This window comes from Enterococcus raffinosus (assembly GCF_001886185.1).
Lineage (GTDB): Bacteria > Bacillota > Bacilli > Lactobacillales > Enterococcaceae > Enterococcus_A > Enterococcus_A raffinosus.
On record NZ_JXLA01000020.1, the window covers coordinates 51,807 to 75,803 of the forward strand.

Annotated in this window: 20 protein-coding genes; 12 read left to right on the forward strand and 8 right to left on the reverse strand. The window is 39.5% G+C overall.

Translation table 11 applies throughout. From position 1 onward, the window contains the following. Positions 1 to 4: 4 nt before the first annotated feature. The 3 genes from RV13_RS12020 to catA form a co-directional block, all read right to left on the reverse strand. Positions 5 to 589 (reverse strand): DEAD/DEAH box helicase family protein, encoded by a 585-nt coding sequence (locus RV13_RS12020; protein ID WP_010745443.1) that lies wholly within the window; start codon positions 587 to 589, stop codon positions 5 to 7. A 342-nt stretch (positions 590 to 931) separates the two neighbouring features. Beyond that, the gene (locus tag RV13_RS12025; RefSeq protein WP_010745444.1) at positions 932 to 1,240 is read right to left on the reverse strand and encodes a hypothetical protein; all 309 of its coding nucleotides are present in this window, start codon (positions 1,238 to 1,240) and stop codon (positions 932 to 934) included. A gap of 747 nt (positions 1,241 to 1,987) precedes the next feature. Then, positions 1,988 to 2,638, reverse strand: coding sequence for a type A chloramphenicol O-acetyltransferase (catA, locus tag RV13_RS12030; protein WP_010745445.1), 651 nt, complete (start codon positions 2,636 to 2,638; stop codon positions 1,988 to 1,990). A gap of 649 nt (positions 2,639 to 3,287) precedes the next feature. Here catA and RV13_RS12040 point away from each other — a divergent pair. The 4 genes from RV13_RS12040 to RV13_RS12055 all read left to right on the forward strand — a co-directional run bounded on the left by RV13_RS12040 (position 3,288) and on the right by RV13_RS12055 (position 12,116). Continuing rightward, positions 3,288 to 4,748 (forward strand): NAD-dependent succinate-semialdehyde dehydrogenase, encoded by a 1,461-nt coding sequence (locus tag RV13_RS12040; RefSeq protein ID WP_010745447.1) that lies wholly within the window; start codon positions 3,288 to 3,290, stop codon positions 4,746 to 4,748. A gap of 218 nt (positions 4,749 to 4,966) precedes the next feature. Next, the gene (locus RV13_RS12045; protein ID WP_010745448.1) at positions 4,967 to 6,487 is read left to right on the forward strand and encodes an AcpB/EbpR/MafR family transcriptional regulator; all 1,521 of its coding nucleotides are present in this window, start codon (positions 4,967 to 4,969) and stop codon (positions 6,485 to 6,487) included. 323 nt (positions 6,488 to 6,810) lie between these two features. Next, on the forward strand, positions 6,811 to 10,047 hold the full coding sequence (locus RV13_RS12050; RefSeq protein ID WP_060789295.1) for a vWA domain-containing protein: 3,237 nt from the start codon (positions 6,811 to 6,813) through the stop codon (positions 10,045 to 10,047). A 575-nt stretch (positions 10,048 to 10,622) separates the two neighbouring features. Further along, complete coding sequence (locus tag RV13_RS12055) at positions 10,623 to 12,116, forward strand: AcpB/EbpR/MafR family transcriptional regulator (protein ID WP_010745450.1); 1,494 nt, start codon at positions 10,623 to 10,625, stop codon at positions 12,114 to 12,116. Positions 12,117 to 12,266: 150 nt separating this feature from the next. On the opposite strand, the gene RV13_RS12060 is transcribed toward RV13_RS12055, so the two are convergent. Further along, entirely contained in the window at positions 12,267 to 12,863 is a 597-nt protein-coding gene (locus RV13_RS12060; RefSeq protein ID WP_010745451.1) for a hypothetical protein, read from the reverse strand. A 214-nt stretch (positions 12,864 to 13,077) separates the two neighbouring features. Between RV13_RS12060 and RV13_RS12065 the strand changes: the two genes are divergently transcribed. From RV13_RS12065 to RV13_RS12085, 5 genes are all read left to right on the forward strand, one after another. Then, a complete protein-coding gene (locus RV13_RS12065; protein WP_010745452.1) occupies positions 13,078 to 13,884 on the forward strand; it encodes a Cof-type HAD-IIB family hydrolase in 807 nt (268 codons plus the stop codon). Positions 13,885 to 14,054: 170 nt separating this feature from the next. Further along, positions 14,055 to 14,831 carry a TatD family hydrolase gene (locus RV13_RS12070; protein ID WP_010745453.1) on the forward strand — a complete coding sequence of 259 codons (777 nt, stop codon included), beginning with the start codon at positions 14,055 to 14,057 and terminating at the stop codon, positions 14,829 to 14,831. After that, positions 14,824 to 15,387: a ribonuclease M5 gene (rnmV, locus tag RV13_RS12075; protein ID WP_010745454.1), complete on the forward strand. Its 564-nt coding sequence runs from the start codon at positions 14,824 to 14,826 to the stop codon at positions 15,385 to 15,387. The genes RV13_RS12070 and rnmV overlap by 8 nt, the downstream gene beginning before the upstream one ends. Beyond that, positions 15,384 to 16,256, forward strand: a complete 873-nt coding sequence (gene rsmA / locus RV13_RS12080) for a 16S rRNA (adenine(1518)-N(6)/adenine(1519)-N(6))-dimethyltransferase RsmA (RefSeq protein WP_010745455.1) — start codon at positions 15,384 to 15,386, stop codon at positions 16,254 to 16,256. Before rnmV ends, rsmA begins: the two co-directional genes overlap by 4 nt. A gap of 117 nt (positions 16,257 to 16,373) precedes the next feature. Beyond that, on the forward strand, positions 16,374 to 17,528 hold the full coding sequence (locus RV13_RS12085; protein WP_010745456.1) for a DUF3089 domain-containing protein: 1,155 nt from the start codon (positions 16,374 to 16,376) through the stop codon (positions 17,526 to 17,528). Between the two features lie 105 nt (positions 17,529 to 17,633). On the opposite strand, the gene RV13_RS12090 is transcribed toward RV13_RS12085, so the two are convergent. Continuing rightward, positions 17,634 to 18,452 (reverse strand): MurR/RpiR family transcriptional regulator, encoded by an 819-nt coding sequence (locus tag RV13_RS12090; protein WP_010745457.1) that lies wholly within the window; start codon positions 18,450 to 18,452, stop codon positions 17,634 to 17,636. 146 nt (positions 18,453 to 18,598) lie between these two features. Here RV13_RS12090 and RV13_RS12095 point away from each other — a divergent pair, with 146 nt between their 5' ends. From RV13_RS12095 to RV13_RS12105, 3 genes are all read left to right on the forward strand, one after another. Continuing rightward, positions 18,599 to 19,282, forward strand: a complete 684-nt coding sequence (locus RV13_RS12095; protein WP_010745458.1) for an N-acetylmannosamine-6-phosphate 2-epimerase — start codon at positions 18,599 to 18,601, stop codon at positions 19,280 to 19,282. A gap of 62 nt (positions 19,283 to 19,344) precedes the next feature. Beyond that, positions 19,345 to 20,847: a PTS transporter subunit EIIC gene (locus RV13_RS12100; protein WP_010745459.1), complete on the forward strand. Its 1,503-nt coding sequence runs from the start codon at positions 19,345 to 19,347 to the stop codon at positions 20,845 to 20,847. A gap of 23 nt (positions 20,848 to 20,870) precedes the next feature. After that, complete coding sequence (locus tag RV13_RS12105) at positions 20,871 to 21,341, forward strand: PTS sugar transporter subunit IIA (RefSeq protein ID WP_010745460.1); 471 nt, start codon at positions 20,871 to 20,873, stop codon at positions 21,339 to 21,341. A 49-nt stretch (positions 21,342 to 21,390) separates the two neighbouring features. Here RV13_RS12105 and RV13_RS12110 read toward each other — a convergent pair whose 3' ends face one another. The 3 genes from RV13_RS12110 to RV13_RS12120 all read right to left on the reverse strand — a co-directional run. Beyond that, entirely contained in the window at positions 21,391 to 22,011 is a 621-nt protein-coding gene (locus RV13_RS12110) for a hypothetical protein (protein ID WP_010745461.1), read from the reverse strand. Further along, entirely contained in the window at positions 21,995 to 23,215 is a 1,221-nt protein-coding gene (locus RV13_RS12115) for an ABC transporter permease (RefSeq protein WP_010745462.1), read from the reverse strand. Before RV13_RS12115 ends, RV13_RS12110 begins: the two co-directional genes overlap by 17 nt. 1 nt (position 23,216) lies before the next feature. Then, positions 23,217 to 23,997 (reverse strand): ATP-binding cassette domain-containing protein (locus RV13_RS12120; RefSeq protein ID WP_143142293.1); only part of this gene is annotated, 781 nt, incomplete at its 5' end.

Below are 23,997 nucleotides of genomic sequence, written 5' to 3' on the forward strand. Positions count from 1 at the left end.
ACTTCTACTCAAGCTGGAAGCAAGTAATAATCTGATGACAAACTTCTTCCGGTGAGAGCCTAGTATTGTTGATTTTCAAATGGTGCACAGTTGGGAAAAGAGTCTCTAACTCGTGGTCGCGACTTTCTAATCGATTTCTTTTAGCTGATGTTAGCAGCTCTTTTCTTGAAAATTTAGTGTCTCGTTTGGAGGGCTTCATTTTTAGTCGCTCTTCGTGGACATTTCTCTTTAGTCGTTCTCTCAAGGTTGCAACTAATTCGATAAAGTAGATCTCCTGATTGGCAGCTAAAAAAATGTCAGCGATATCGTGCAAAAATTCAATGTCATAAGCCAGATCAAAATCAATCACCACAGTGAAGATAATCGTTTTAGTTGTATTGTTTTCCGTATTATTGACGAATGCCTTGAAGAGCTCTTTTCGTGTTTTATCAGAAAGCATGAAGGCGGATTTGCTGTAGCCTAGAAAGTTCGCGAAAAGATCCAATGTCTGATGGTTAAACAACAACTTTCCATCGATTCGGTTTTCCAGTTCTTTCCCAACGGTCATCTTGCCGACCGCTTGAGCGCCGAGCAATACGATTAAAGCCATCTTACTCACATCCATTCATTTTCTTACACTAATAAAAAGTCTTGAGCCTGAAAATTATCCTATCTCCAAAAAAAGCGTTTAATGATTTTTGTAATAAAGACCAAACACAAAAAGTACCATGCTAGGAAGCAAATAATCCAACAATCTATCAACAAGTCGTTCCATAGTAACAGTATGGTGAAGGATGAAAAGATCCAGGAATAGCCTAAAAATGAAAATCAACAATAAGACAAACGCAAGGATCAAAAAATACTTATAAAACTCTTTTTTCGTCTTTTTCAAAAGATCACCTCAAAAACCTTCTATTACTAATAGGAAAATACAAGAGAAATTCCTCTTGTATTAACCTTCTTGAATAGTAGCAAAATAATGATCAATACACGTCTTTATTCCCTCAAAATCTTTAGTCATAAATAATTTTGCAGGGACTTTGATAATTGGAAGGTTGTTTTTATTGTCAAAGGGAACAAACGGGTCAGGAATAACTAAATAATCCGCAGAATTGTTGTCGTCAAATTCATTAATCGAAACATCGTAATACTTGGAGAAATAATCTCTCAAATCATTATGGCCTCTAACAGCAGCTCCAGCAAAGATTGATCCGTAATTTATCCCAGTGCTGACAGTTAAGACAAAGCATAGTTTCTTCATGGTGAAACCTCCTAATAAGATATAAGAAATTCTATTTATTGATTAACAAGCTTATTGAGATGAATCCTTTAAGAAAAATGCTTAGCGCTAATTGAAAACTGCCAGTTTGATGCATTTTTGACAGCTTTAGTTGAACGAAACCCATAGAGTGAGTTAAAGCGATAATGCTCACTTTTTGATAGATGCTTGAATAAAGAGGGAAAGATAATTAGAAAGACAAAGGCTGGCAATGAACTAAAAATAAAAGGAAACATGGCTATACTTCTTGTTCTATTTTATCATCCACATTCCAGTTATTCCATATTAGGAGTACCCATGAATGATGGAAATAGTTCGAATCGGGATTTTCATGTGGAGACCATAAATAAGCTTTAGGAGGCATCATCAGATACATTGGTGCAAAAAAACTAGCAAACGGCTAGTCAGATGGTTTATTCTTATTTGCGTCTTGAATGCCATGTTTGACAGCTATTCGAATGACAAAGTATAAAAGTAGCAGCGCAGCTCCGTAGTAAAACAGACTAAATAATATGTCCGTGGGAATCCCTTCTTTTAGATTATTGTACCATAGAATACTGCTACAAATTTCAAGTGAACATTGCACTTGTTGTATCATAATTTATTCGATTCCATCAGTAAACGTATAATATAAAATGCAGGGAGTAATCTTGATTTTTAAGATTGCTCCCTGCTTGACTTACATTCAAAAGAGTCTGAGATTCCTCAATAGTACAGGCGAAAATGAAACTACTCCTCAAAATACTTCTGTGGTAAGGCCGCCATTTCTTCAAACCGATTAAGAAACTGTGCCGCATGATATCCATCACATACTGCATGATGGACCTGTAAGGATACCGGCAGAAAAAGTTTATTTTCACGAGGAATAAATTTTCCAGCGGTAACGATTGGCAAGAGGTAATTTCCGCCATTATTCACATTTAGATTAAAGCCAGTAAACGAAGTCCAAGGAATCATGGATAGGTTAATGACATTCTCAGGTATAGATTTTTGTGGAAATAGTTTTCCCGTATTGCTGAAGGCTGCTAAGTCAGCCAAGTAGCGTTGCTTAAAAGTTCCGAAATCGGGTGAATATTCTGTTGCTAATGTAGAAAATTGATGTGTTTCTTTGTCAAAAATTGTGTACAAGGGGGATAGCTTGTCCCAATACCCAAGCTGTCCCTGGCTATTGAAGCTCATTCTGAAATGGATTTCTTGATTGGCAATCGCAGTCATCAGGTAGATAAATCCTACATAAAAGGAATGCTCTTTCTTTTTTAGATAAACATGAAGTAGTGTGATATCTATTTCTTTTGTTAGGCTAAACGTAGTTTGCTGCGCCAAATAATGATGAAATACCTCAGCTCGATTCCATTTTTCTACATTGATGATGTTAAACATGTGATGAATCCCTCCTAATCATTATATTTAAATTGTTAGGAGGGGAAATCTTGTGCTTTTTTCATATGAAATCAGTCCTTTTTTAAGAGTACAATAAACGTCTGGTCTATTGGATCAGTCTGTTAAAAAGGATACAAAATGATAAACCAACAGCCATAAATGAACAGATCAACTAGTAAAGGCAAGAGAATCTTCTCTTCTGATTTTGATAGAAAAAAAGAATCAATCGCAAAAAACATAAGAAATAGAAAAATAATTATGCCGGCATTAGGACGAAGGAGCGCCAACGCGAGGAAGGTAGTTAGTAAACAAATCATATACGTGATATAAAAAGATTCATATTTTTTTGGTATGATTTTCAAGTTTGCGAACATAGCAATCAGCCTCCCTATAAATAAGTATAGCAACGAAAGGAAGCGCAAACAATCGAATTTCAAGTTTTCTCAAGAATGATAGAGAAACTGCCTGAATAAAGACGTTTTTCGTCAAGTTTTTCTATTTTCTTTATAAAACAAGCTGATTTTTTGAGCTTTCATTTTATCCATGTTACGGTGATCAATGTAGTAAACAGCAGGAAATCTATGATTAACACCGCTGTTTATCGTATTCGACCACTACCATACGTGATAAAATAGGAGGAATTAGACACATGGCAAAATATCAAGATTTACCAGCAGTCGAAACACGTCTCTATGTCAATGGCAAATGGGTGGAAGGCTCAGAAGGAACGAAACCAGTGACCAATCCTGCGACAGGAGAAACACTAGCAAACGTTCATGTCGGGGGCGAAAAAGAAGTCAAGGCAGCGATCAAAGCTGCGAATAAGGCTTTTCCAGAATGGTCGCGAAAATCAGCCTCTGAACGGGCAGAACTAATGAATAAAATGGCGGACTTAGTCGAAGAAGACACAGAACGCTTAGCAACAATTATGACGATGGAACAGGGCAAGCCTCTAACGCAAGCAAAAGGCGAGATTCAAACAAATGTTGAAAATCTGCGCTGGAATGCAGCAGAAGGTCAGCGTCTTTTAGGAGAGATTGTCCCTTCACCAGCAACAAACCAATGGCAGGTACGGAAGCAAGCTGTTGGAGTGGTGGGCGCCATCACGCCTTGGAATTTCCCGTCTAATATGATTATTCGGAAAATTTCTCCAGCGATTGCGGCAGGTTGTACCGTGATTTTGAAGCCATCGAAGGAAACACCGCTTTCTGCGTTAGCTTTGATGGAATTGTTTGATAAGGCGGGCTTTCCTGAAGGTGTAGTGAATATTGTCTTAGGAGATTCTTCAACAATCGGAACGATCTTGTCAGAATCTGACGATGTACAAAAAATCACCTTTACTGGTTCGACAGAAGTTGGTCAAAAATTAAACGAACAAGCAGCACCAACATTGAAAAATGTGTCCATGGAGCTTGGCGGACATGCGCCATACATTATTTTCCCAGATGCGGATATCGAACGAGCAGTGGATACCTTGATTCAAACGAAGTTCATTAATAATGGACAAGTCTGCACGTCGCCAAATCGGATTTTCATTCATAAGGACATTAAGGAAAAAGTAACGGATCGTATCGTGGAAGCAATCAAAGACGTCACAGTTGGAAATGGCTTGGATGATCCAACAACAGGACCGTTGATTAATCAATCGGGTGTCGAAAAAGTGATGGATCAGCTGAAGGACGCGACGGATAAAGGTGCGAAAATTTTAGCCGGCGGTCATAAGTTAGAGGATGGCGAATATGCCAACGGCAATTTCTTTGAACCGACTGTTTTAGACGGTGTGACGAAGGATATGGACATTTTCTATCAAGAAACCTTTGGTCCAGTGATTCCGTTGATCACCTTCGAGGATGAGGAAAAAGTCATTGAAGATGCAAATGATACAGCATTTGGATTGGCGTCTTATTTCTTCTCAACCAATATTCATACGGTGGAAAATGTAAGTAATAAATTGCAATACGGCATGGTAGGTGTCAATGATACCGAGATATCAAATTCTGCCACACCGTTTGGCGGAGTGAAGCATTCAGGCTTTGGCCGTGAAAATGGAACCTATGGCGTAGAAGAGTATGTTGAGGTGAAATTTGTCAATATTCGTACGGCAAAATAGCGGACAGCTGGCTCTACACAACTAAATAGAGAACGAAAACAGGATCACTTTTTTGATCCTGTTTTTTTCTTGTATAGAACAAAGAAAGTCAAGCTTGATCTGTATTTTCGAGTATCTTTTTTTTTGGAAATTTATTTAGATTTTGGATTTTTGTTCAGTGGGGTTTCCTTGTATTCTTTTAGTGAAAGAAGTTTTTTTAGCAGAAGGGAGGTCTCTTTATGGATTTTCGAGAGATTTTAGGAGCGAGTAAAAAACGGCGATTAGAATTATTAGAAATACTGTATTATCATCGAAAAGGCTATTCACAGAATCACTTGTTAAGTGAATTAAATTGCTCTTTACCTGTGTTGAAAAATGATATCAAAATCATCAATAGTAAAAACACATATTTTCAGATTGTAAAAAAAGAGGGATGGTATTCTCTTTCCCTTGATCGATCGGTCAGCTTAAGCAATTTGTATTCAGATATTTTACGTTTTATTCCAGAGTATCAAATCATTGAGGAACTTTTGTATGAAGAATGTAATAATATCACTGCATTATCTGAAAAACTACAGTTAAGTACATCGAACACACAACGCTGTATAAAGAAAATCGAAAAAACGTTGGAAAGTTCGAAGATGAAACTATGTTTTCGACCGTTAAGAATTGAAGGCAGTGAAAGTGAGATACGTCATTTTTATTTTCGGTTTTATATGGAGCGTCAAAGTACTATTGAAAACCTGCTGCCTAAGCTGACAGTACAGCAATATTTGACCATTGAAAAATATGTGGAAGAATTTGCGGTAGCCAATGACATTTGGCGGAAATATGTATTTGAAAAAAGGCTGAATTATAACTTCTATATTAGTTTGTGGCGAATAAAAAATAATCATGCGTATCCAAAGCACGAGTTAAGAAAATTAGGGTTGAAATTACCGCAAAAAGAATCATATAAGCAGTTAGAGAAAGTGGTATGGGAAATTGCTGGGATTCGACTGAGCCCCGATATATTGAGAGATTGTCTATGGCTTAGTTTCTCGGATGCCGTGGTTTTCAGCATCACTCATCGGGAATATGCATTGATCGATAATCCTCGGTATCAGTATTTGTATATGCTGCATTATGATTTAGTAAGAGAATTTGACGAACTGTTAGGCTGTCGCTTATCTAAAAAGGATAAAATCAATTTTACAACAGTTTTATGCAACGATGTCTATCTCTATGATACAGATAGTACCTTTCTTAATTTGCTGTGGGATAATCGTGTATTTTTTTTAAAAGAATCCGTCAGAATCTACAGTAATGGGATAAAAAAGATCCGGCAACTAGTAGAAGCTTTTGTCACAAGAAATGAGATTTATCAAGAAGAGGGATTTGTTCAAAATTATGTGTACCTACTATTGACTACAAAGGTTGAAAGTTTAAAATGGTTAGCAAAACAGGATCATCTGATAAAAATTTTATTGATTTCTGATCTGGCTCCGACGGAAGAAACCTTTCTCGCTCATCAGATTCAAGAGAGCATCTATGGAAATTTCATCATTAATCATTTTGAAAAATTGCCTGGGGGTACCGATCAATTAACTAATGAGATAAAGAAATATGATTGCTTGATTACTACACGGTTAATGACAGGCATTCCAGAAGAGTGTCCAGTTGTGGCGATTGAACCTTTTTTAACCTCGGACAACATTCAGGATATCCAGAAGTTAGTAACCTGTATTGCAGGAAAAAGAAATGAACCTTCTTTCTTATGACGCAAAATGTCAAATATTATTAAAAATTTATATTTATATGACTATTATTACTGATTATTCTCTAGTATACCCATCTCTCTATAGTAAAAAATAAATTTTTGGTTTTTTTCTGGAAGGTAGCTAAAACTCTATTCATTTTTATAACAGTCAAAAACTTTAATAAAGTTCAAATTATAAAATTGAATAACATATATATCTATAGAAACATTTTTTTAATGGGCTTTATACTTAATAAAAAAACGATGTTATTGCAGCTGTTTACAAAGCAGCTGTTTTCTTTTTGCTTTAAAATAATGTTGTAAGAAAAAGTGGAGGGGATGAAAGTGAATAGAAAAATTCAGATTGTGGCATTACTGCTGCTGCTATTATCATGTTTCTCTGGGATTTTCACAGAGGTGGTGAAGGCGAGCGAGCGAGAAGAGGAAATTATACTATATAAGCAAGACCATTTAGTGGTTTCCTATTTGTATCATATAGAAGAAGCCGAAAAGCAAAATATTTGGTACTTGAAGCTCAGTAGAATATCAGAAAAAGAAAACTATCATCAACGTTTTAAACTGAAAGTCATGGACGAAGATCAAAAAGTAATCAAGTATGGAACAATCGAAGGAATGGAGCAACAGGAGGATTGGCTGGTAGAAAAAGAATTTTCCACTTCTAATAAGAAGGAGCTGTCTTTTGAGCTGCCAAAAGAATTGAAGGATATCAGGTTAATCGTACAAATGGATGAAAAGAAATCAAAAGAAGAGGAGGAACAAGATGTCCAAGAGAACATTTTGCCAAATGATTTAGGCTGTCAGCTAAGTATTGAAAAAGAGAAGTCAAAAAAGATGAAGACAAAAGCCTCCAAAATCAACGAAAGGAATCAAGAAAAACAAAAGGAAAACAACAAACTGGCTGGTCCATCTTTAAAATCCAGTAATACACCTGCTTTGAGAGCCGGGGAAGGTGGATTAGCTTATAGCCTGCATAAGTATACGAACAAAGAACCTGAATATTCGGGTTCAACCAATCCTGATGGTATTTATCCGACGCCTTCTTGGAAACCTTTAGGGCAAGAAAATGTTTTGAATCATCAAGGCGGTGTCGAGACGGTTGCTGGTTGGAATGGGAATACTAGCTGGGACACCTCTAACCAAAATTTGAGAAATTCTTATATTCATTATGGGTACAATGCGGATGTAGCCGATAGAGCTAGTCTATCGATCCGTAAGATGGCAATGGCTACCGAAAAAGAAGATGAGTTTAATGTTCGGCTAAATGTTCGAGGACAGACGAATTATGAACCGGGTATTGATATTGTGCTTGTATTAGATAATTCGGCATCATTAAGGTTAGGTCCGAAAGAGATCGCTTTAAATATGGTAAAAAAATTGATTGATCAGCTTGCCCAACTAAAGAATGAGGGAAAAGCGAATATCAGGATTGGCTCTCACACCTTTTCGAGCTACGAAACGTCTAATCAAGTCGCACATTCGACTTTTCAAATCTCTGAGAATCCTGAAGATTGGAAAAAGATATACGGCAGCGAGGGATATGGTAAATGGCCGTGGGGACAAACTCATACGCAACGAGGCCTAGCAGAAGGATACGATTTGTTTGAAAAAGCAAAAGAAACCGATGAAGGAGCCGGAAAAACATACAATCGAAAGAAAATGATGCTAGTTTTTACCGATGGCGCACCTAACCAAAGCTGGACACCTATAACCACTATGTACGATTCTGACATGTTTTATGACAAAGTTCGAATTTTAAGAAATGATGATAAGAATAGCACTGCTAACTATAAAGTCGGAAGTTCATTAGGATCGACAGGTACCAGTGTCAAGTTCTCTAGAGGGATAAATTATGGCGGTTACACGATCAATAGTCATTTAACGACAACCAACTCAACAGCAAAGGATATCAAAGAACAAGGAGTTGAGATTCATACGATTGCCGTTGATATTACGAAAGTTAGTGCAGAGGGACACTCTGAGTCTGAGTTGATTGAAGGGCTGTTTCGAATGGCAAGTAGAAAAGCTAACGCTTCAGGCTCCGTGAGCAATAGAAATAATTACTTCTTCCAATATGGCAGTATCAGTGATTTAGAACAGTATATCAATGAATGGTATAGCGAGATATCCTACAGTATTTACAAAGGAAAGCTTGATGATCCATTAGGAGATATGGTAGATCTGGTTCCGAATTCGGTAAAGATTTCTAGAGCAGCGGGTGATCCATTCACACTTCCTCAAGTAGTCATGAAAGAAAATAATCGTCGGCTTACTGTTGATAATATCAATCTCTATAAAGGCCAGGAAATACAGATTGATTATAAGGTTAAGTTAAGAACCAATGATTCGGCTTTTGAGGAGGGGAAATGGTATCAAACGAACGGTAAAACGACCCTAGAGCCAACACCTGAACAAAGTCCTGACGTATTGGATTTTGCTGTTCCTTCTGTTCGGCTTCCAAGGGAAGAAGAAGTTGATATACCAGTCGAAAAGAAATGGGAAGATACCCGCAACAATGAAGAAGATTTTTGGGGATTACGGCCAGATAAAATTGTTGCGAGTTTACAGAAAAAAATAGGTGCAGAAGAGGTTCTGCAAACAGATGTCACGAAAAATACAAACTGGAAAGCAACCTTAACTACTGTGCTTGAAGAAGGCGAAGAATTCCAAGTTGTCGAAAAAGATCGAGTAAAAGGGTATGCGAAGGCTGTCTCTGCTCCAGCAAACTTTACTAAAGCTAGTCTAGGTTCTAACACGGTCACAATCACCAACAAACTACTGACCACAGATTATACCTTCAAAAAGGTTTCTCATGATGGTAAAACGCCATTTACTGGTACTGACAAGCCCAAATTTAAGGTGACACGGCAGGCAAAAAATGGACTCTCTGAACGGATCGTTTATACAGATATTGAACCAAAAACAGATGGATCAGTCACGATTGAGAAGCTTCCAATTGGCAGCTATACAGTAGAAGAAACAACTGTACCTATAGGGCATAACAAACTGTCCAATTTCACTATTGAGGTTGCAGAAAATAGTGCGGGAACAGCAGTTTTTGCGACTGTTGCTGGACAGGGGAGTCAGCTGGTCGTATCGAACAAGTTGAGAGATTTTACTTTAGAGGTATTCAAGGTTGATTCCGAAGACGACCCGCTGAATGGAGCCAGTTTTAAATTAACCGGACCGAACGGATACGATCGAACGCTTTTCAGCGGATCAACCTTTAATTTTACAGGATTGAAGCCAGGAAACTATGCATTGATTGAAATCACTGTTCCTGACGGGTATACAGGATTAAAGGGAGAATTCAAATTTAGAATAGAAAATGATGGGAGTATCACCTATGAAACAAACAATCCGTTAGTACGTGAGCGTTCATCTTTAGCAAACAATAAAATTGAACTGATTATTGAAAATAAACTCATAATCAGCACCGGTGCATTACCAAGCACAGGGAGTATAGGTGGAGCGCATACTAAAACAGCTTTTGTCTTCATTGGCATAGGAGTTTTATTAAGTTTCGGTTCATTGTATTTTAACTGGAAAAAAACGAATATTTAATGAAAATCATTTAAAAAATAACGTATCTATCTTTTTTTATAAATATAGATACGTTATTTATCTTAAAATATCATTTTGTTTAAAAAGTATTTCTAGTAACTACCTAGTTATTGTTTAAAGTTAAAAAATCAAATGGAACAAAAAAAATTTAACTATTAGTTTCTAAAAAAATTTATTTTAAATTTAAAAAGTGAATTAAATAACTAGAGTTTCGGTAACGGATGTCTTTATGGGAAGGCGAACGAAGGTTTTGATAACGCATTTTTATTTTTTATAGGCAGAAGCAAGGATAGTTTATATCAGTTACCATTATTATACAGTAGACAACGGATAAACCGGAGCAACAATCAGGTATACGTGTTTTGTTGCTTGGCTTTTTCTTTTGCCGTTTATGAAGGTAAGAAGGAGGGGACGCAGGCTATTTTATTTGATCAACTAAAATAAATGTTGGTATTCAATGCGTATGAGGCGAAAGGGGTTTTGTTTCATACGGGTATAGCGCACATAATGTGGCTATTTCATGATCAAAATTGTTAGTGGGGATAAGCATAGGAGTGAATGAAGAGGGTGAGAAGATGGATTTTAGAGAAATTTTAGGGGTGAGCAATCTGCGACATCTGCGGTTGATTGAACTGCTTTACGCATGTCGTACCGGATTATCAAGTGACCAATTATTAGAGGAGTTAGAATGTTCACTATCCGTTTTACTAAAGGATGTAAAACTGATCAATAGTCAACAGGATGCCTTTAGAGTTCAGAAATATAAAGGACTTTATCAGCTGAAGATCAAGTCGCATATCAGTATTAATCGTCTCTATGCGGACACGATCCAGCATTCACCGGAGTTTCAAATCATCGAAGAGCTGCTGTATGAAGAGTGCGAAAATATAATCGATCTATCGAAAAAGCTTTATTTGAGTCCCTCAAAGACTCAGCGAAATTTAAAAAAAATCGAGGGTGTTCTGTCGGAAACCGGTATTACTTTGCAGTATCGTCCGTTGCGTTTAGAGGGTAACGAGAGTGTCATTCGTCATATGTACTATCGCTATTTCATTGAGAAGTCGGATCGGCTTGGTTCTTTGTATCGAGAGTTAAAGGAGTTCCAAATAAAGGCGATCACGGAACTGGTGAATCAATTCATCCAATTGAATAAGTTGGAGGACAACTATATTTCCCGCAAACGCTTGGGGTATAACATGTACATTAGTTTATGGCGGATCAAAAACGGTCATTATTATCCGAAGTCGAAGCTCAACAGTGATTTGATGCTGCCGGAGAAGCAGCTGCTGGATGCCTTTAAGCGAATGGCGATGGAAGTTTTTCGAGTGAAGCTGTCTTCTGATAAGATTAAAGATTGCCTTTGGTTGTCTTATGGCGATGTAGTTGTGGCTAGTAAAAGTCAATTACAAAGCGCGTTAAGGAAAGAAGATGGGTACGCGGATTTCTATTATCGTCATTTAGAATTGGTGGAGGAGTTTGATAGTCTTTTGAATTTCTCTTTGGGGAATGATAAAAAGCAGGACTTGGCGATTGTTTTGATGAATGAGCATCAGATCTATGAACCCGAGGGACAGTATATCGACATTTTGTTCCGTCAACGAAAGATCTTTTTGGAAAAATTATCAGAGACACATGACCAAGCGGTTAAAAAGGTGAAGCGAATCGTTGATCAATTTGTTAATCGTTACCAAATCTATCAAGAAGAAGATTTCGTTTGGAATTATGTCTATCTCTTGATTACTATGGTTCCTCAAAGCCTGTCACTGTTAGCCAGCTGTGATCGACCATTGAAGCTGCTCTTGTTATCAGAGCTTTCTCCAACGGAAGAATTCTTTTTAGGCAGCCAAATTGAGAATCAAATTTATGGAAACTTTGAGGTTCACTATGTAGAGAAAAAGCTAAGCAATGTAAATATCCACCGTTCAGAGTTGGAAAAATATGATGCGCTGATCACTTCAAGCAGCGTGGAAGAAGTACCGGAGGAGTACCCAACTGTTGTGATTGATCCGTTTCTAACGAATCAAGATGTCCATCAGTTGCAACAGCTCGTTAGTAAGTTAGCCGGTTGAAAGGGACCGATTCCAACCCATAAAAGGGGCGGTAAAAATAGCCGCAAATCCCCTAAAGCAGAAGAGCAGTAAGAGACCTTTCGGTTTTCTTACTGCTCTTTGCTCACTTTATAACAAAAAAACGTTAAGGGAATATCTCCCTTAACGTACTTAGCGCTTTATTCTCGTTGATGGTACTGTAGTCCGAAAGGGTTTCTTGAAGCGCTTAGGTAATACGAGTGAGATCAATTCAAAGGGGGTAGCCAAAACGGTCCAAGCAACTTGACGGGCACTTGGGTGGAAGTAATATACCTGCATTAATACAAAGTGAAGCAATAACAATCCTGGTAATAATTCCAGTCCGATTTGCCAATGGGCATTCCACTGAGTGAAATAACGTAGAAGGCTTAATCCCAATGGGTACAAATAGAATAGCGACGTTACGAGATTCACACGCCAGCTTTTCGTCAATAAACGAAGATTAAGTATGAAGAATAGTGCTGAAAGTACCACTCCAATTGGTGGAAACAAGCTGACTAATAGTGAATAGAGCGCACCGAAAAGTAACAATCCTGGTCCTTTGATCAATGCGGCAATGAGGATCAGTAGTCCGATTAGCAATAATTGCTGCTTGATAGTCGCGATACATAAAATGGCAAATAAAGCGAGTGTTGCCCAGTGCCAGAAGCTGCTTAATGGCTCTTTATCAGGATAACGCTGCTTTAAATAGCGTGCAGTATTAGGAAATTCTCGTTGGAAATTAGGCATATAATCACCTCTTTCTAGAATAGTAGAGAGACGACTTGAAATATTCATCAATCCTTAACACCTAGTATAGAGAGAAAAACATTTTAGAACATCAGACTTTTGACGGATTTTCTAAAGAAGATTTTCTGACTAATGAAAATTTCTCTTGACCTGAAATGCGTCCTAGCGATTATGGTAGTCTTATATACATAAAGAAAGCGAAGGAGATGATGAAATGACTATTAAAATGATCGCAGTAGATATGGATGGAACGTTTTTAAATGAGGAGAAAACGTACAATCGTGAAAGATTTAAAATCATTTTTCAGCAGTTAAAGGAAAAGAAAATCAAGTTTGTGGTTGCCAGTGGCAATCAATACGATCAGCTAAAGAGCTTTTTCCCAGAGCTTCACAGAGAAATGTCCTTTGTTTCTGAAAATGGTGCGAATATTATCGTTGAAGGACAAGATTATTACAATGCGTCCTTACCAATTGAAAAGGTTCTGGCTGCCTTAAAAGGAATCAGCGCACTAGGACCATCAGCATTTGTCATATGTGGAAAAAAGAGCGCTTATGTTTCAAAGGAGATGCCAGAAGAGGTTTTCAATAGTGTTCGATTTTATTATCCTAGTATCAAAAAACTTGAGAAGCTAGCGGATATTACGAAAGAAAATGACGAGATCTTTAAGTTCGCCCTGACATTTTCACCCACGGAGGTTGAAGTGAAGCTGTCCTCTTTAACAGAACTATTGAACGGGGAGATGGTTCCTGTCTCGAGTGGACATGGGGATATTGATTTGATTATTCCAGGAGTTCACAAGGCACGTGGCTTAGCTCAGCTAGGCGAGAAATGTGGAATCGCTCCTGCTGAGATCGCGGCTTTTGGTGATAGCGGCAATGATATTGAAATGTTGAAGTATGCAGGAATGAGCTTTGCGATGGCGAATGCACAGGAGAAAGTAAAGCAAGCTGCTCAAACGATTATTGGTTCGAACAATCAAGAAAGTGTTTTAGAACAAATAGAATTATTACTGAAGGCTTAGGTTAACGAGAAAACATTAAGGCAGTAGATGCTTTAATGTTTTTTTGAGCATCTTAGTTTTTCGTGTGTTCGCGATCATTGTGTTAAAATAAGTTGAATTTAGCTGAGCTTGGAGGAGAACCCTTCAGGCGATATAATTAAAAGAAGAATTTTGATGTAGGAGGACTATGAATGATTTTTGATTCTCATACGCATTTGAATGCGGAACAATTTGAAAAAGAAATTCCCGAAACGGTCGAACGAGCGCGTGAACTTGGCGTGACAGAGATGGCGGTCGTTGGTTTTGATACGCCAACCATTGAAAAAAGTTTAGAACTAAACCAACAATACGAGGGGATTTATTCCATCATCGGCTGGCATCCTACAGAGGCTGGCAGCTATACGAAAGTGATCGAAGAAGACCTAATCAAAAAATTAACTTTGCCAAAAGTGGTGGCTTTAGGCGAAATCGGGCTGGATTATCATTGGATGGAAGATCCAAAAGAAGTTCAGGATAGTGTCTTTCGTCGTCAAATCGCGATTGCCAAGGAAATGAACTTACCCATCAGCATCCATACGCGTGAAGCAATGGAAGATACGTATAAGATTTTAAAAGAGGAAGACATTCGTGATATCGGCGGCATTATGCACAGCTTCAGCGGCAGCGGAGAATGGGCGAAGTATTTCTTAGATCTAGGGATGCATGTGTCCTTTTCTGGGGTGGTGACCTTCAAGAAAGCCTTGGATGTTCAAGAAGCCGCAACCATCGTTCCAATGGATAAACTGCTAGTAGAAACAGACGCGCCTTATTTAGCGCCGATGCCGTATCGTGGGAAGCGCAATGAACCGGGCTATACTCGCTATGTCGTCGAAAAAATTGCGGAATTGCGGAATTTACCAATGGAAGAAATCGCGCAGCAAACAACAGAGAATGCGCATCGTCTATTCAGGATCAATGCCCATGACTAAAGAGAAAATTGAAGAAATCATTGTTGTTGAGGGTAAAGACGATACGAAACGGTTGAAAGAGGTTTTTGATGTTGATACGATCGAAACACGAGGATCAGCCATCAACGAATCGATCCTAGAGCAGATCGAACATGCGCAAGAAACACGGGGCGTGATCGTGTTTACTGATCCAGATTTTTCTGGGGAGAAGATTCGCAAGACGATCATGGAGGCGATTCCTGATGCCCAGCATGCTTTTCTATCAAGACGAATGGCGGCACCGCAAAAACGTGGCAGCAGCCTAGGGGTTGAACATGCCAGCGATGAGGCGATCATAGAAGCCCTGCACAAAGTGGTGATGCCAGCCGAAGATGATGAGCCAAAAATAGCTAGACAAACGCTGCTGGATTATGGTTTAATAGCGGGAGCTCAAGCCCGTGAACGGCGCGAACGTTTGGGCGATGAATTGAAAATCGGCTATACGAATGCCAAACAATTAGAAAAACGCTTAACGATGTTTCGCATCAACGAAGCACAATTGCATGAGGCAATGAGGAAAGTAGAGGAAACTTTGTGAACAAAGATATAGCAACACCTTCCCGAACGCGAGAAATCCTGCAAAAACACGGATTCTCCTTTAAGAAGAGTCTCGGTCAGAATTTCTTGACTGAACCAAATATTTTACAAAAAATCGTCGCTACCGCTGAAATCGACAAACAAACGAACGTTATCGAAGTTGGACCGGGAATTGGCGCATTGACAGAACACTTAGCTCGAGCAGCACATCAGGTCTTGGCCTTTGAGATTGACGATCGATTAATCCCTGTCTTAGCGGATACTTTGAGTCCCTATGACAATATCAAAGTTGTTCATAACGACATTTTGAAGGTTGACTTAAAGAAGGAAACAGCCTTTTTCGATCAAGAAGGTCCAATCAAAGTGGTAGCGAATCTGCCTTATTACATCACGACACCGATCATGATGCACATTTTGGAATCGGAACTTGCGGTAGATGAAATGGTTGTGATGATGCAGCGAGAAGTCGCTGACCGCATTTCAGCAAAACCGGGAACAAAAGCCTATGGTTCTTTATCCATTGCGGTGCAATATTATATGGACGCATCCACTGCTTTTATCGTACCGAAGACGGTATTTATTCCGCAGCCCAATGTGGATTCTGCGATTTTGCGACTGGTTCGACGGGAAACACCAGCGGTAGAGGTCACCAATGAGACGGAATTTTTCAAACTAACGAAAGCTGCTTTCATTTTACGACGCAAAACTTTATGGAACAATTTATTAAATAGTTACGGGAAGGACGATGCGACAAAAGCTTGGCTAGAAACTAGCTTGCAGCAGGCCGAGATTGACCCTAAGCGTCGTGGTGAAACCTTATCACTAGAAGAATTTGCGCGTTTATCGAATGCGTTAGAGGCAAACAAATAAAAATAAAAAAGAGCTTCGGCTCTTTTTGTTTTTTCATTAAATCCCAACGAAATTTGTCATTTAAAAGCCAACTCCCCTATAATAGGAAGGAACATAAATTTTTTATTGGAGGACACAATGAAGAAATTCCTAATTGGATTACTGATAATCGCTGTACTAGGGACTGGCGGATATTATGCCTATACGACCTTTTTCAGCAAAGAAGAGACACCCAAACAAGAGACACGGAAAACAACCATAAAAAAAGTCAAGGAACCAGAAAAATCAGGGGAGACGATCAAAGCTAGTGACTATAGTGATTCCGATAATTGGTTAGCGAAGCCAAGCGAAATTACTAGTCAGGCAGATGTGTTCATGTTGTATCCTACTGCTTATGCACAAAAGGATAAGAATTCATCCCCTGTAGCAAAAATTGATGATGCCACCATGCGAGCAGGTGCTCAGGTGTTCTTAGCAACCCAAGGTTCAGCTTTTGATACTAGTGGTAACATCTATGCGCCGTATTATCGTCAATTAGACGCTAACTGGCTGTATTCAAAATCGAAAGCGGAACAGAATGAATACGTGGATGGTGTGCCAAAAGCCGATGTTTATGCGGCCTTTGATTACTATATCAAACATGAAAACAATAACCGTCCCTTTATCCTAGTGGGTCATTCTCAAGGCGCTCGTATGATTAAAGCCATCATGTATGATTACTTCAAAAACAACCCTGGTGTTAGTGATCGGATGATTGCGGCCTATGTATTGGGTCAATCAGTCACGCAGCAGGAAATGAATGACAATCCGCAGGTGAAGTTTGCGACCGGACCAGACGATACGGGTGTAGTTGTTTCTTACAATACAGTTTCTCCAGATTTCACAGGGGAACTGCCAACTTGGGATGAAGGGGCCCTAGCCATCAATCCGATCAACTGGAGAACGGATGGTACTCCTGCGACAGCGGCAGAAAACCTAGGATCCTATGTCCGAAATGACAATGGTGACTACACGAAGGTGATGAACCTTGCTGACGCGACAGTGGATGGAACAAGAGGCTTGGTGGTGTCTTCAACGGTTGACAAAGCTAAGTATGAAATGCCAGAAAGTACACGTAAACTGTACCCAGCAGGCTCATATCTAAACAATGACATTAGCTTCTATTACTACAATCTGCAACAAAATGCGGAGAATCGTGAAGCACAATATTTTGCGACGCATCCTCAGCAAACGACCGATACAGCTCAAACCGATCAACCAGTGACTGATCAAAATCAACAAACCGTACAATAGATTTGCATACTGCCTATCAAAAGCGATAGGCAGTTTTTGATAGGCAAAACGAGCACCTCCTCCTAGTGATAGATCACTAGAGGGGGTGCTTATTTGTCTATGAGATTAATCCAAACTTTTATCCAAGATCGATCGTAGGACCGTTTCTCTTAGTTCAATCGTATTCACATTGTTCTCAATTTCGTAACCTTGAACGAGTAAATCACACAAATAAAGCTGAGAAATTTTACCCGCCAATGAGGCGCCGTCTAAAAATTCTTCGATCGCCGTTTGTAAAACGATATCAGCCAATTGAGCAATGGGTGAGAGCTGATAATTCGTAATAGCGATAATTTTCGCTTGATTTTTTTTAGCAATGCTCAATGAATCATGCGTGTCTTTCGTTCTGCCCGACAATGAAAAGCCGATAACCAGATCCTCTTCTGTTAATAAAGAGGCAATCTGTGATTGAAAGTGGGGATCGACCACCGAATGAGATTGCACCCCGACCCGCAGCAGCATCGCCTCTAAGTCATTTCCGCTATTCCCGCTAGAGCCCACACCAAAAATATAAATTTGTTTGGCTGCAGTGATTAATTGAACGGCTTGCTTGATTTTCTCATTATCTAAGCGTTGGTTTGTTGCTTTTAATGCGGTATTGATCGTCTTGATGCGCTTTGCAAATAGATCAGATTCCTGCGTATCCTCCTGCTGTTTGCTGAAGTCCTCTTTAGCGATGGCGATTTTCAGATCAGAAAAACCGGAAAAGCCGATCTTCTGACAGAAACGAATAATCGTTCCATCGCCAACCTTGGTCGCCTCTCGGATATCACTCATCGTGCTGTGCACAATTTTTTCACCGCTGGACAAAATATAGTCGGCAATTTTTTTTTCTGATTTAGTCAGTGTTGGGTAATTTTCCTGAATCGTATACGTAATGGTCATTGGTTCTCCTTTAATCTTTCCGTTGTCAAAATAAATTATACGTCAAATCAACTTTTTTTTCATTTGCTATTTACATTTTTGAAAGCGCATGCTATATTTTTGGAGTAATAATCCAAATAAATTTAAAAACGGAGTGAAAATGGAGCGTGAAAAAAAAAGAATTTTTAGATGTGATTAAAGGTGGCTTGATTGTTTCCTGCCAAGCGTTACCAGGAGAGCCCTTGTATACCGAAGAAGGTGGCGTGATGCCGTTAATAGCGCTGGCGGCAAAGGAAGCCGGAGCTGTCGGAATTCGAGCAAATACTGTGAGAGACATCCTTCAAATCAAAGAAAAAGTAGACCTGCCCATCATTGGCATTATTAAACAAACGTATTCGGGGTCGGATGTATTTATTACGCCAACGATGAAAGAGGTGGATGCTTTAGTCGCAACTGGAGTAGAAGTCATTGCTTTAGATTGTACCTTGCGACAACGGCCAGATAATCAGACGATCAATCAATTCATCAAACAAATTAAAGAAAAGTATCCTGAGCAGTTGCTGATGGCGGACATTGCTACTTATGAAGAAGGACTTAATGCTTGGCAAGCTGGCATGGATTTTGTAGGGACAACACTTAGAGGCTATACAGAGGCGGAAGCATTATCAAATGAAGCGTTAGTGAAGTCACTAGTTGAGGAAGGAATATCAGTAATCGCTGAAGGTCAAATCCATACCCCAGAGGAGGCGAAAAAAATTCAAGCATTGGGGGCAGACGGAATCGTTGTTGGCGGTGCGATTACTCGGCCGAAAGAGATTGCTGCTCGTTTTATCCAAGCTTTAACGAATTAAAGAGAAGTGATGCTATAGGAAATAACTATACGTGTAGTCAAACATAAGGAGGAGAATAAAATATGTTTAAAAAGTTTTCACAGTTAGGACGGGCGTTTATGCTGCCGATCGCCATCTTGCCGGCAGCTGGTTTGCTGTTGGGATTAGGCGGTGCGTTGACAAATGAGAGTGCGGTAGCAGCTTATCCATTTTTAAATCAGCCGTGGCTGCAAGCCATTCTTAGTGTAATGAGTTTTGCTGGAAATGCGGTTTTTGCCAATTTAGCTTTGATTTTTGCGATTGGGATTGCTGTTGGACTAGCGAAAGGAGATAAAGGGACAGCCGGATTAGCTGGTGGCGTAGCGTTTTTAGTTTATACAGCGACAATCAGCGGATTATTGGAATTATTTTCAGCCAAGGATGCCAGCATTGATACCGGAGTAGTGGGTTCTATTGTTATTGGTGGAACGGTCGCCTTTCTTCATAATCGCTATCGAAAAATTGAATTGCCGCAATTTTTAGGATTCTTTGGCGGTTCACGCTTTATCCCGATTATTTCTTCCTTTAGCGCAATCGCGATCGGCTGTATCTTCTATCTGATTTGGCCGCCGATTCAAAATGGATTGGTTGTTGTAGGACATCAAGTGGCACAGATGGGAAGCATCGGTTCCTTCTTCTATGGGTTCTTATTACGTTTAACGGGTGCAGTAGGACTGCATCATACAATTTATCCGATGTTTTGGTATACCTCTTTAGGGGGTGTTGAAACAGTTGCCGGACAATCAATTTCTGGCGCGCAAAATATTTTCTTTGCACAATTAGCAGATTCTAGTCACACTGGATTATTTACTTATGGCACTCGTTTCTTCGCGGGACGTTTCGCCACAATGATGTTTGGTCTGCCAGCTGCTTGTTATGCCATGTATCGTGCCATTCCTAAAGAGAATCGCAAGAAAAATGGCGGCCTGTATTTCAGTGGTGCGTTGACCTCATTTTTAACTGGGATTACTGAACCAATTGAGTATATGTTCTTATTCGTGGCACCTTGGCTGTATGTGATTCATGCCTTTTTAGATGGTTTATCTTTCTATTTTGCTGACATCTTAAATATTCGCATCGGAAATTCATTCTCTGGCGGCTTGATCGACTTCTTGTTGTTCGGTGTACTGCAAGGAAATGATAAAACGAACTGGATAAAGGTGATTCCGTTTGGGATCGCATGGGCATTGATTTATTTCTTTGTTTTCAGTTTCTGTATTAAGAAATTCCGTGTGGCCATTCCAGGAATGGAAAATGAGGATGAAATACTAGAGGTGGCAGATGATTCTGGTTCTCAAAGTTTACAAGAGGAAGCGTTGCAGATTATTGACGCATTAGGTGGAGATGAAAACATTGAAACCGTTACTGCATGTGCGACACGTCTCCGTGTGGCTGTTAAGCAGGGAGAAAGTGTTCAAAAGGCAGTCTTTAAGCGGCTTGGAGCAACCGCAGTTTTTGAAGTTCAAGGTGGGATTCAGGCTGTTTTTGGCGGGAAAGCGGACCTGTATAGCCAAGAGATCAACCAACTATTAGGCCGCGATGATTAGTGTGCAGAATTGGAGGGTAATATATGTTTGATTTATTCAAAAAGAAAAAGACGGAAGCTTTTTTCGCACCAGTGGATGGTCAGTTTGTTCCATTAGCAGAAGTTTCTGATCCGGTGTTCGCTCAAAAGATGATGGGAGAAGGCTTTGGTATTCAGCCAACAGCATCAGAGATTTACGCACCGATTAAAGGAACGGTGACGACCATTTTTCAGACGAAGCATGCGATCGGATTAAAAAGTACCCTAGGTAGTGAGGTTTTAATCCATATCGGTCTTGATACTGTGGAACTAGCAGGTGAGCCTTTTGATGTTCATGTCAAAGAAGGTCAAACGGTTGATGAAAAGACGTTACTAGTTACAGTAGACTTTGAGAAGGTTCGTTCTGCTGGAAAAGAAGAGGTTGTCCTAACTCTGCTTACAAATGGCGGAGAAAGCTTTGATTCGTTGGAAAAAAAGAAAGTAAATCACAGTGAGCAGTTAAAAAGTATTGGCTAAAATGAAAAGTTGCTCGATTCTAAGATGTACCCTTAGAGTCGAGCGCTTTTTACGTTCTTCTTTTCATTATTAAGAAGCTGATGATAATGAATAGTGTTCCACAAAAGAACAACACAAGTTTTGAAGCCGTGTCTTTTTCACTCAAAGTAAAGAGATAAAAAATTTTTAGATATTTGTCACCTGTAAACAGGCTGGCGACATAATAGCCTAAAGGTAGAATCAAGCTTGCGATCGGCTGATTAGAAAAAGAAAAACCTACAGCGTATAATCCCCCCATAAACAGAGCGTTTGCCAAACCACTGAATAAAAAGCGATCAAATTCGATTGTTGCATTGCTATATTCAAAGATAGCTAAGCATCCACAGGTTAACAGTAGTAAAACTAGGATGATTTGGATGAAGCGTAGAACGAGTATGGTTACATACGCAAACCGTTTCGTCTTGATCAATAAAGTTGTTTCCTCCGAGATATCTGGCAGATAAAGGGGAAGAAATAAGATCAATCCAATCAGCGGAGAAAAACGTTCATAGATTGCAGCGCTTTGTACAAACGAGGCATTGGCTACACCAAAGAATGTTGGAAAAAGCAAGGTCAGCAGCAGTGCAGCAATCACCGCAGGATAAAAGTGAAATCGCCAGAAGGTTGTTGAAACTTTAGCGAGGATTTCCATGACTTACCCTCCCTTTGCGTTTGAGGTCAAAAACGATACAACTGAGAAAGAAACAAACGTTTCCCAGTAAGAACCAAAACGCTCGATTGATCACCAGTTCAGAAAAAATAGTTTCAAATAGTTCGCGTGAGCCTAACGTGTTGAATCGGGGCATGAGACTTAGTCCGAAAACACCTACCAATTGTCTGCCGCCGCTTAAGATAGATAACAGCCAAAAACCTAACTGGAAGAGAACACTCACTAGTCCGTTCAATACAGTAGTGATCAAAAAACTGATTCCTACTACTGCGACGATGGTTGGAACCGTCCATCCAATGATGTATTGATAGAAAAGTAGCAAATCTCCCGTCTGATGATAGTTTTGTGCGACATAGATAGATTGAACCGCTGGCAGCAAACTAAACACAAGAACGGGGAGAAGAATTAGCAGAGTCGTTGCTACAAATCGAGACCCCTGCAGCCTGAAAGAAGAGACTTTTTTCGTCTGAATCACTAATTGGCTGTGGGCTCTTTTATCTCTTAATACCACTGTCGCTGCGACAAAAACTGGAACTAGAGATAAGATAATTCCTAAATAATCACAAATTACACGAGCAAATGCACCAGAAACGCGGTCTTTTGTCAACGTCGTTTTGAATGCCTCGTTTGCCTCTTCATAGGTCATATTTTTCATCGATTGATGTAAATAAGCATCTGACGAAAAGTCTGAGCCTTCTCCAATTAATTTTTCAACTTTGATCATGTCCTTTTCAAAGTTTTGATAGGTGTAATCTTTCGCTAGAGGAAATGCTTCTGCTAGTGTAATCGGATCGGTCATATAAGCCGTCTCATCTCCTGCTTGTTTTGTTTGTTCTAATTGCGCCTGATTTAGTTCTTGAATAGAAAGGCCCGTTGCTTGCTCTAGTATTTCTTTGATTTTTGCCTGATCGGATTTTGTCAATTTCACCACTTTTAAAAAGCCGAAAGGATAGGTATTATAGCTTTCGTTGTTATACTGCTGCAGCAGCAGATACAATGTTTGCTGCTGAATGTCTTTTTTGTTGGTAGTTTGGGTTGTTCCATAATCACTTTGACCGGGCTCCGGCTGCTTCAATGAAACAAAATCAGATCCTAATTGAGTGAATAAAAAGAAACCAATAAATAAGACAACGAGCCAATAGGTGAGGCTTTTTAAGGTTAGTCCGAGTTCTTTCTTCAGCAGCATCCTACTCACCACCTTTCGATGATAGCAAGTAGAGGTAAGCATCTTCTAATGTAGGACGCTCCTCAATAACTAGCGGATGGCGCATGATCTGGGCATCGGACTTTCCGATAAAACGGAGATGTGAGGTGCTGCTTTCCTGCTGCAGGCTGATGATTTGAACTTGTTTTTTAGCAGTATTCAACTCTGTCCGCGGTATTTGAACACTAAAGATTTTTCCTTGCGCATTTAGTAGTAATTCCTCAATTGAATCTGAAAAAATGATGCGCCCTTGTTCCAAAATCGCGACATTTTCTGCCGCCGCTTCGATATCGCCTGCGATATGGGTTGATAACAAAACGATTTTATTCTCACTTACTTCCGCTAGTAGGTTTCGAAATCTGAGCCGTTCCTCTGGGTCCAAGCCGGCGGTTGGCTCATCTACCACTAATATTTTCGGATCGTTCAATAGTGCTTGTGCGATTCCTAATCGTCGCTTCATACCGCCAGACATCGCTTTCACCTTTACATTTTTGTGGATCGTTAAATTCACTTGCTCCAATAATGCATTGATGCGTGTTCTACGAGTTCGTTTGTCTAGTTCACAAAGCACGGCCAGATAATCCATTGCTTGATAAGCAGTCATATTCCCGTACATAGAAAATTCCTGCGGCAAAAACCCAATGATGGAGCGAATTTTTTTCTGATCATGGATATTGACGCCATTCATTAGAATGTCGCCTTCATTTGTCGGCAATAAAGTGACCAGTGTTTTCAAGGAGCCACTGATAAAGTTCAATAACAAA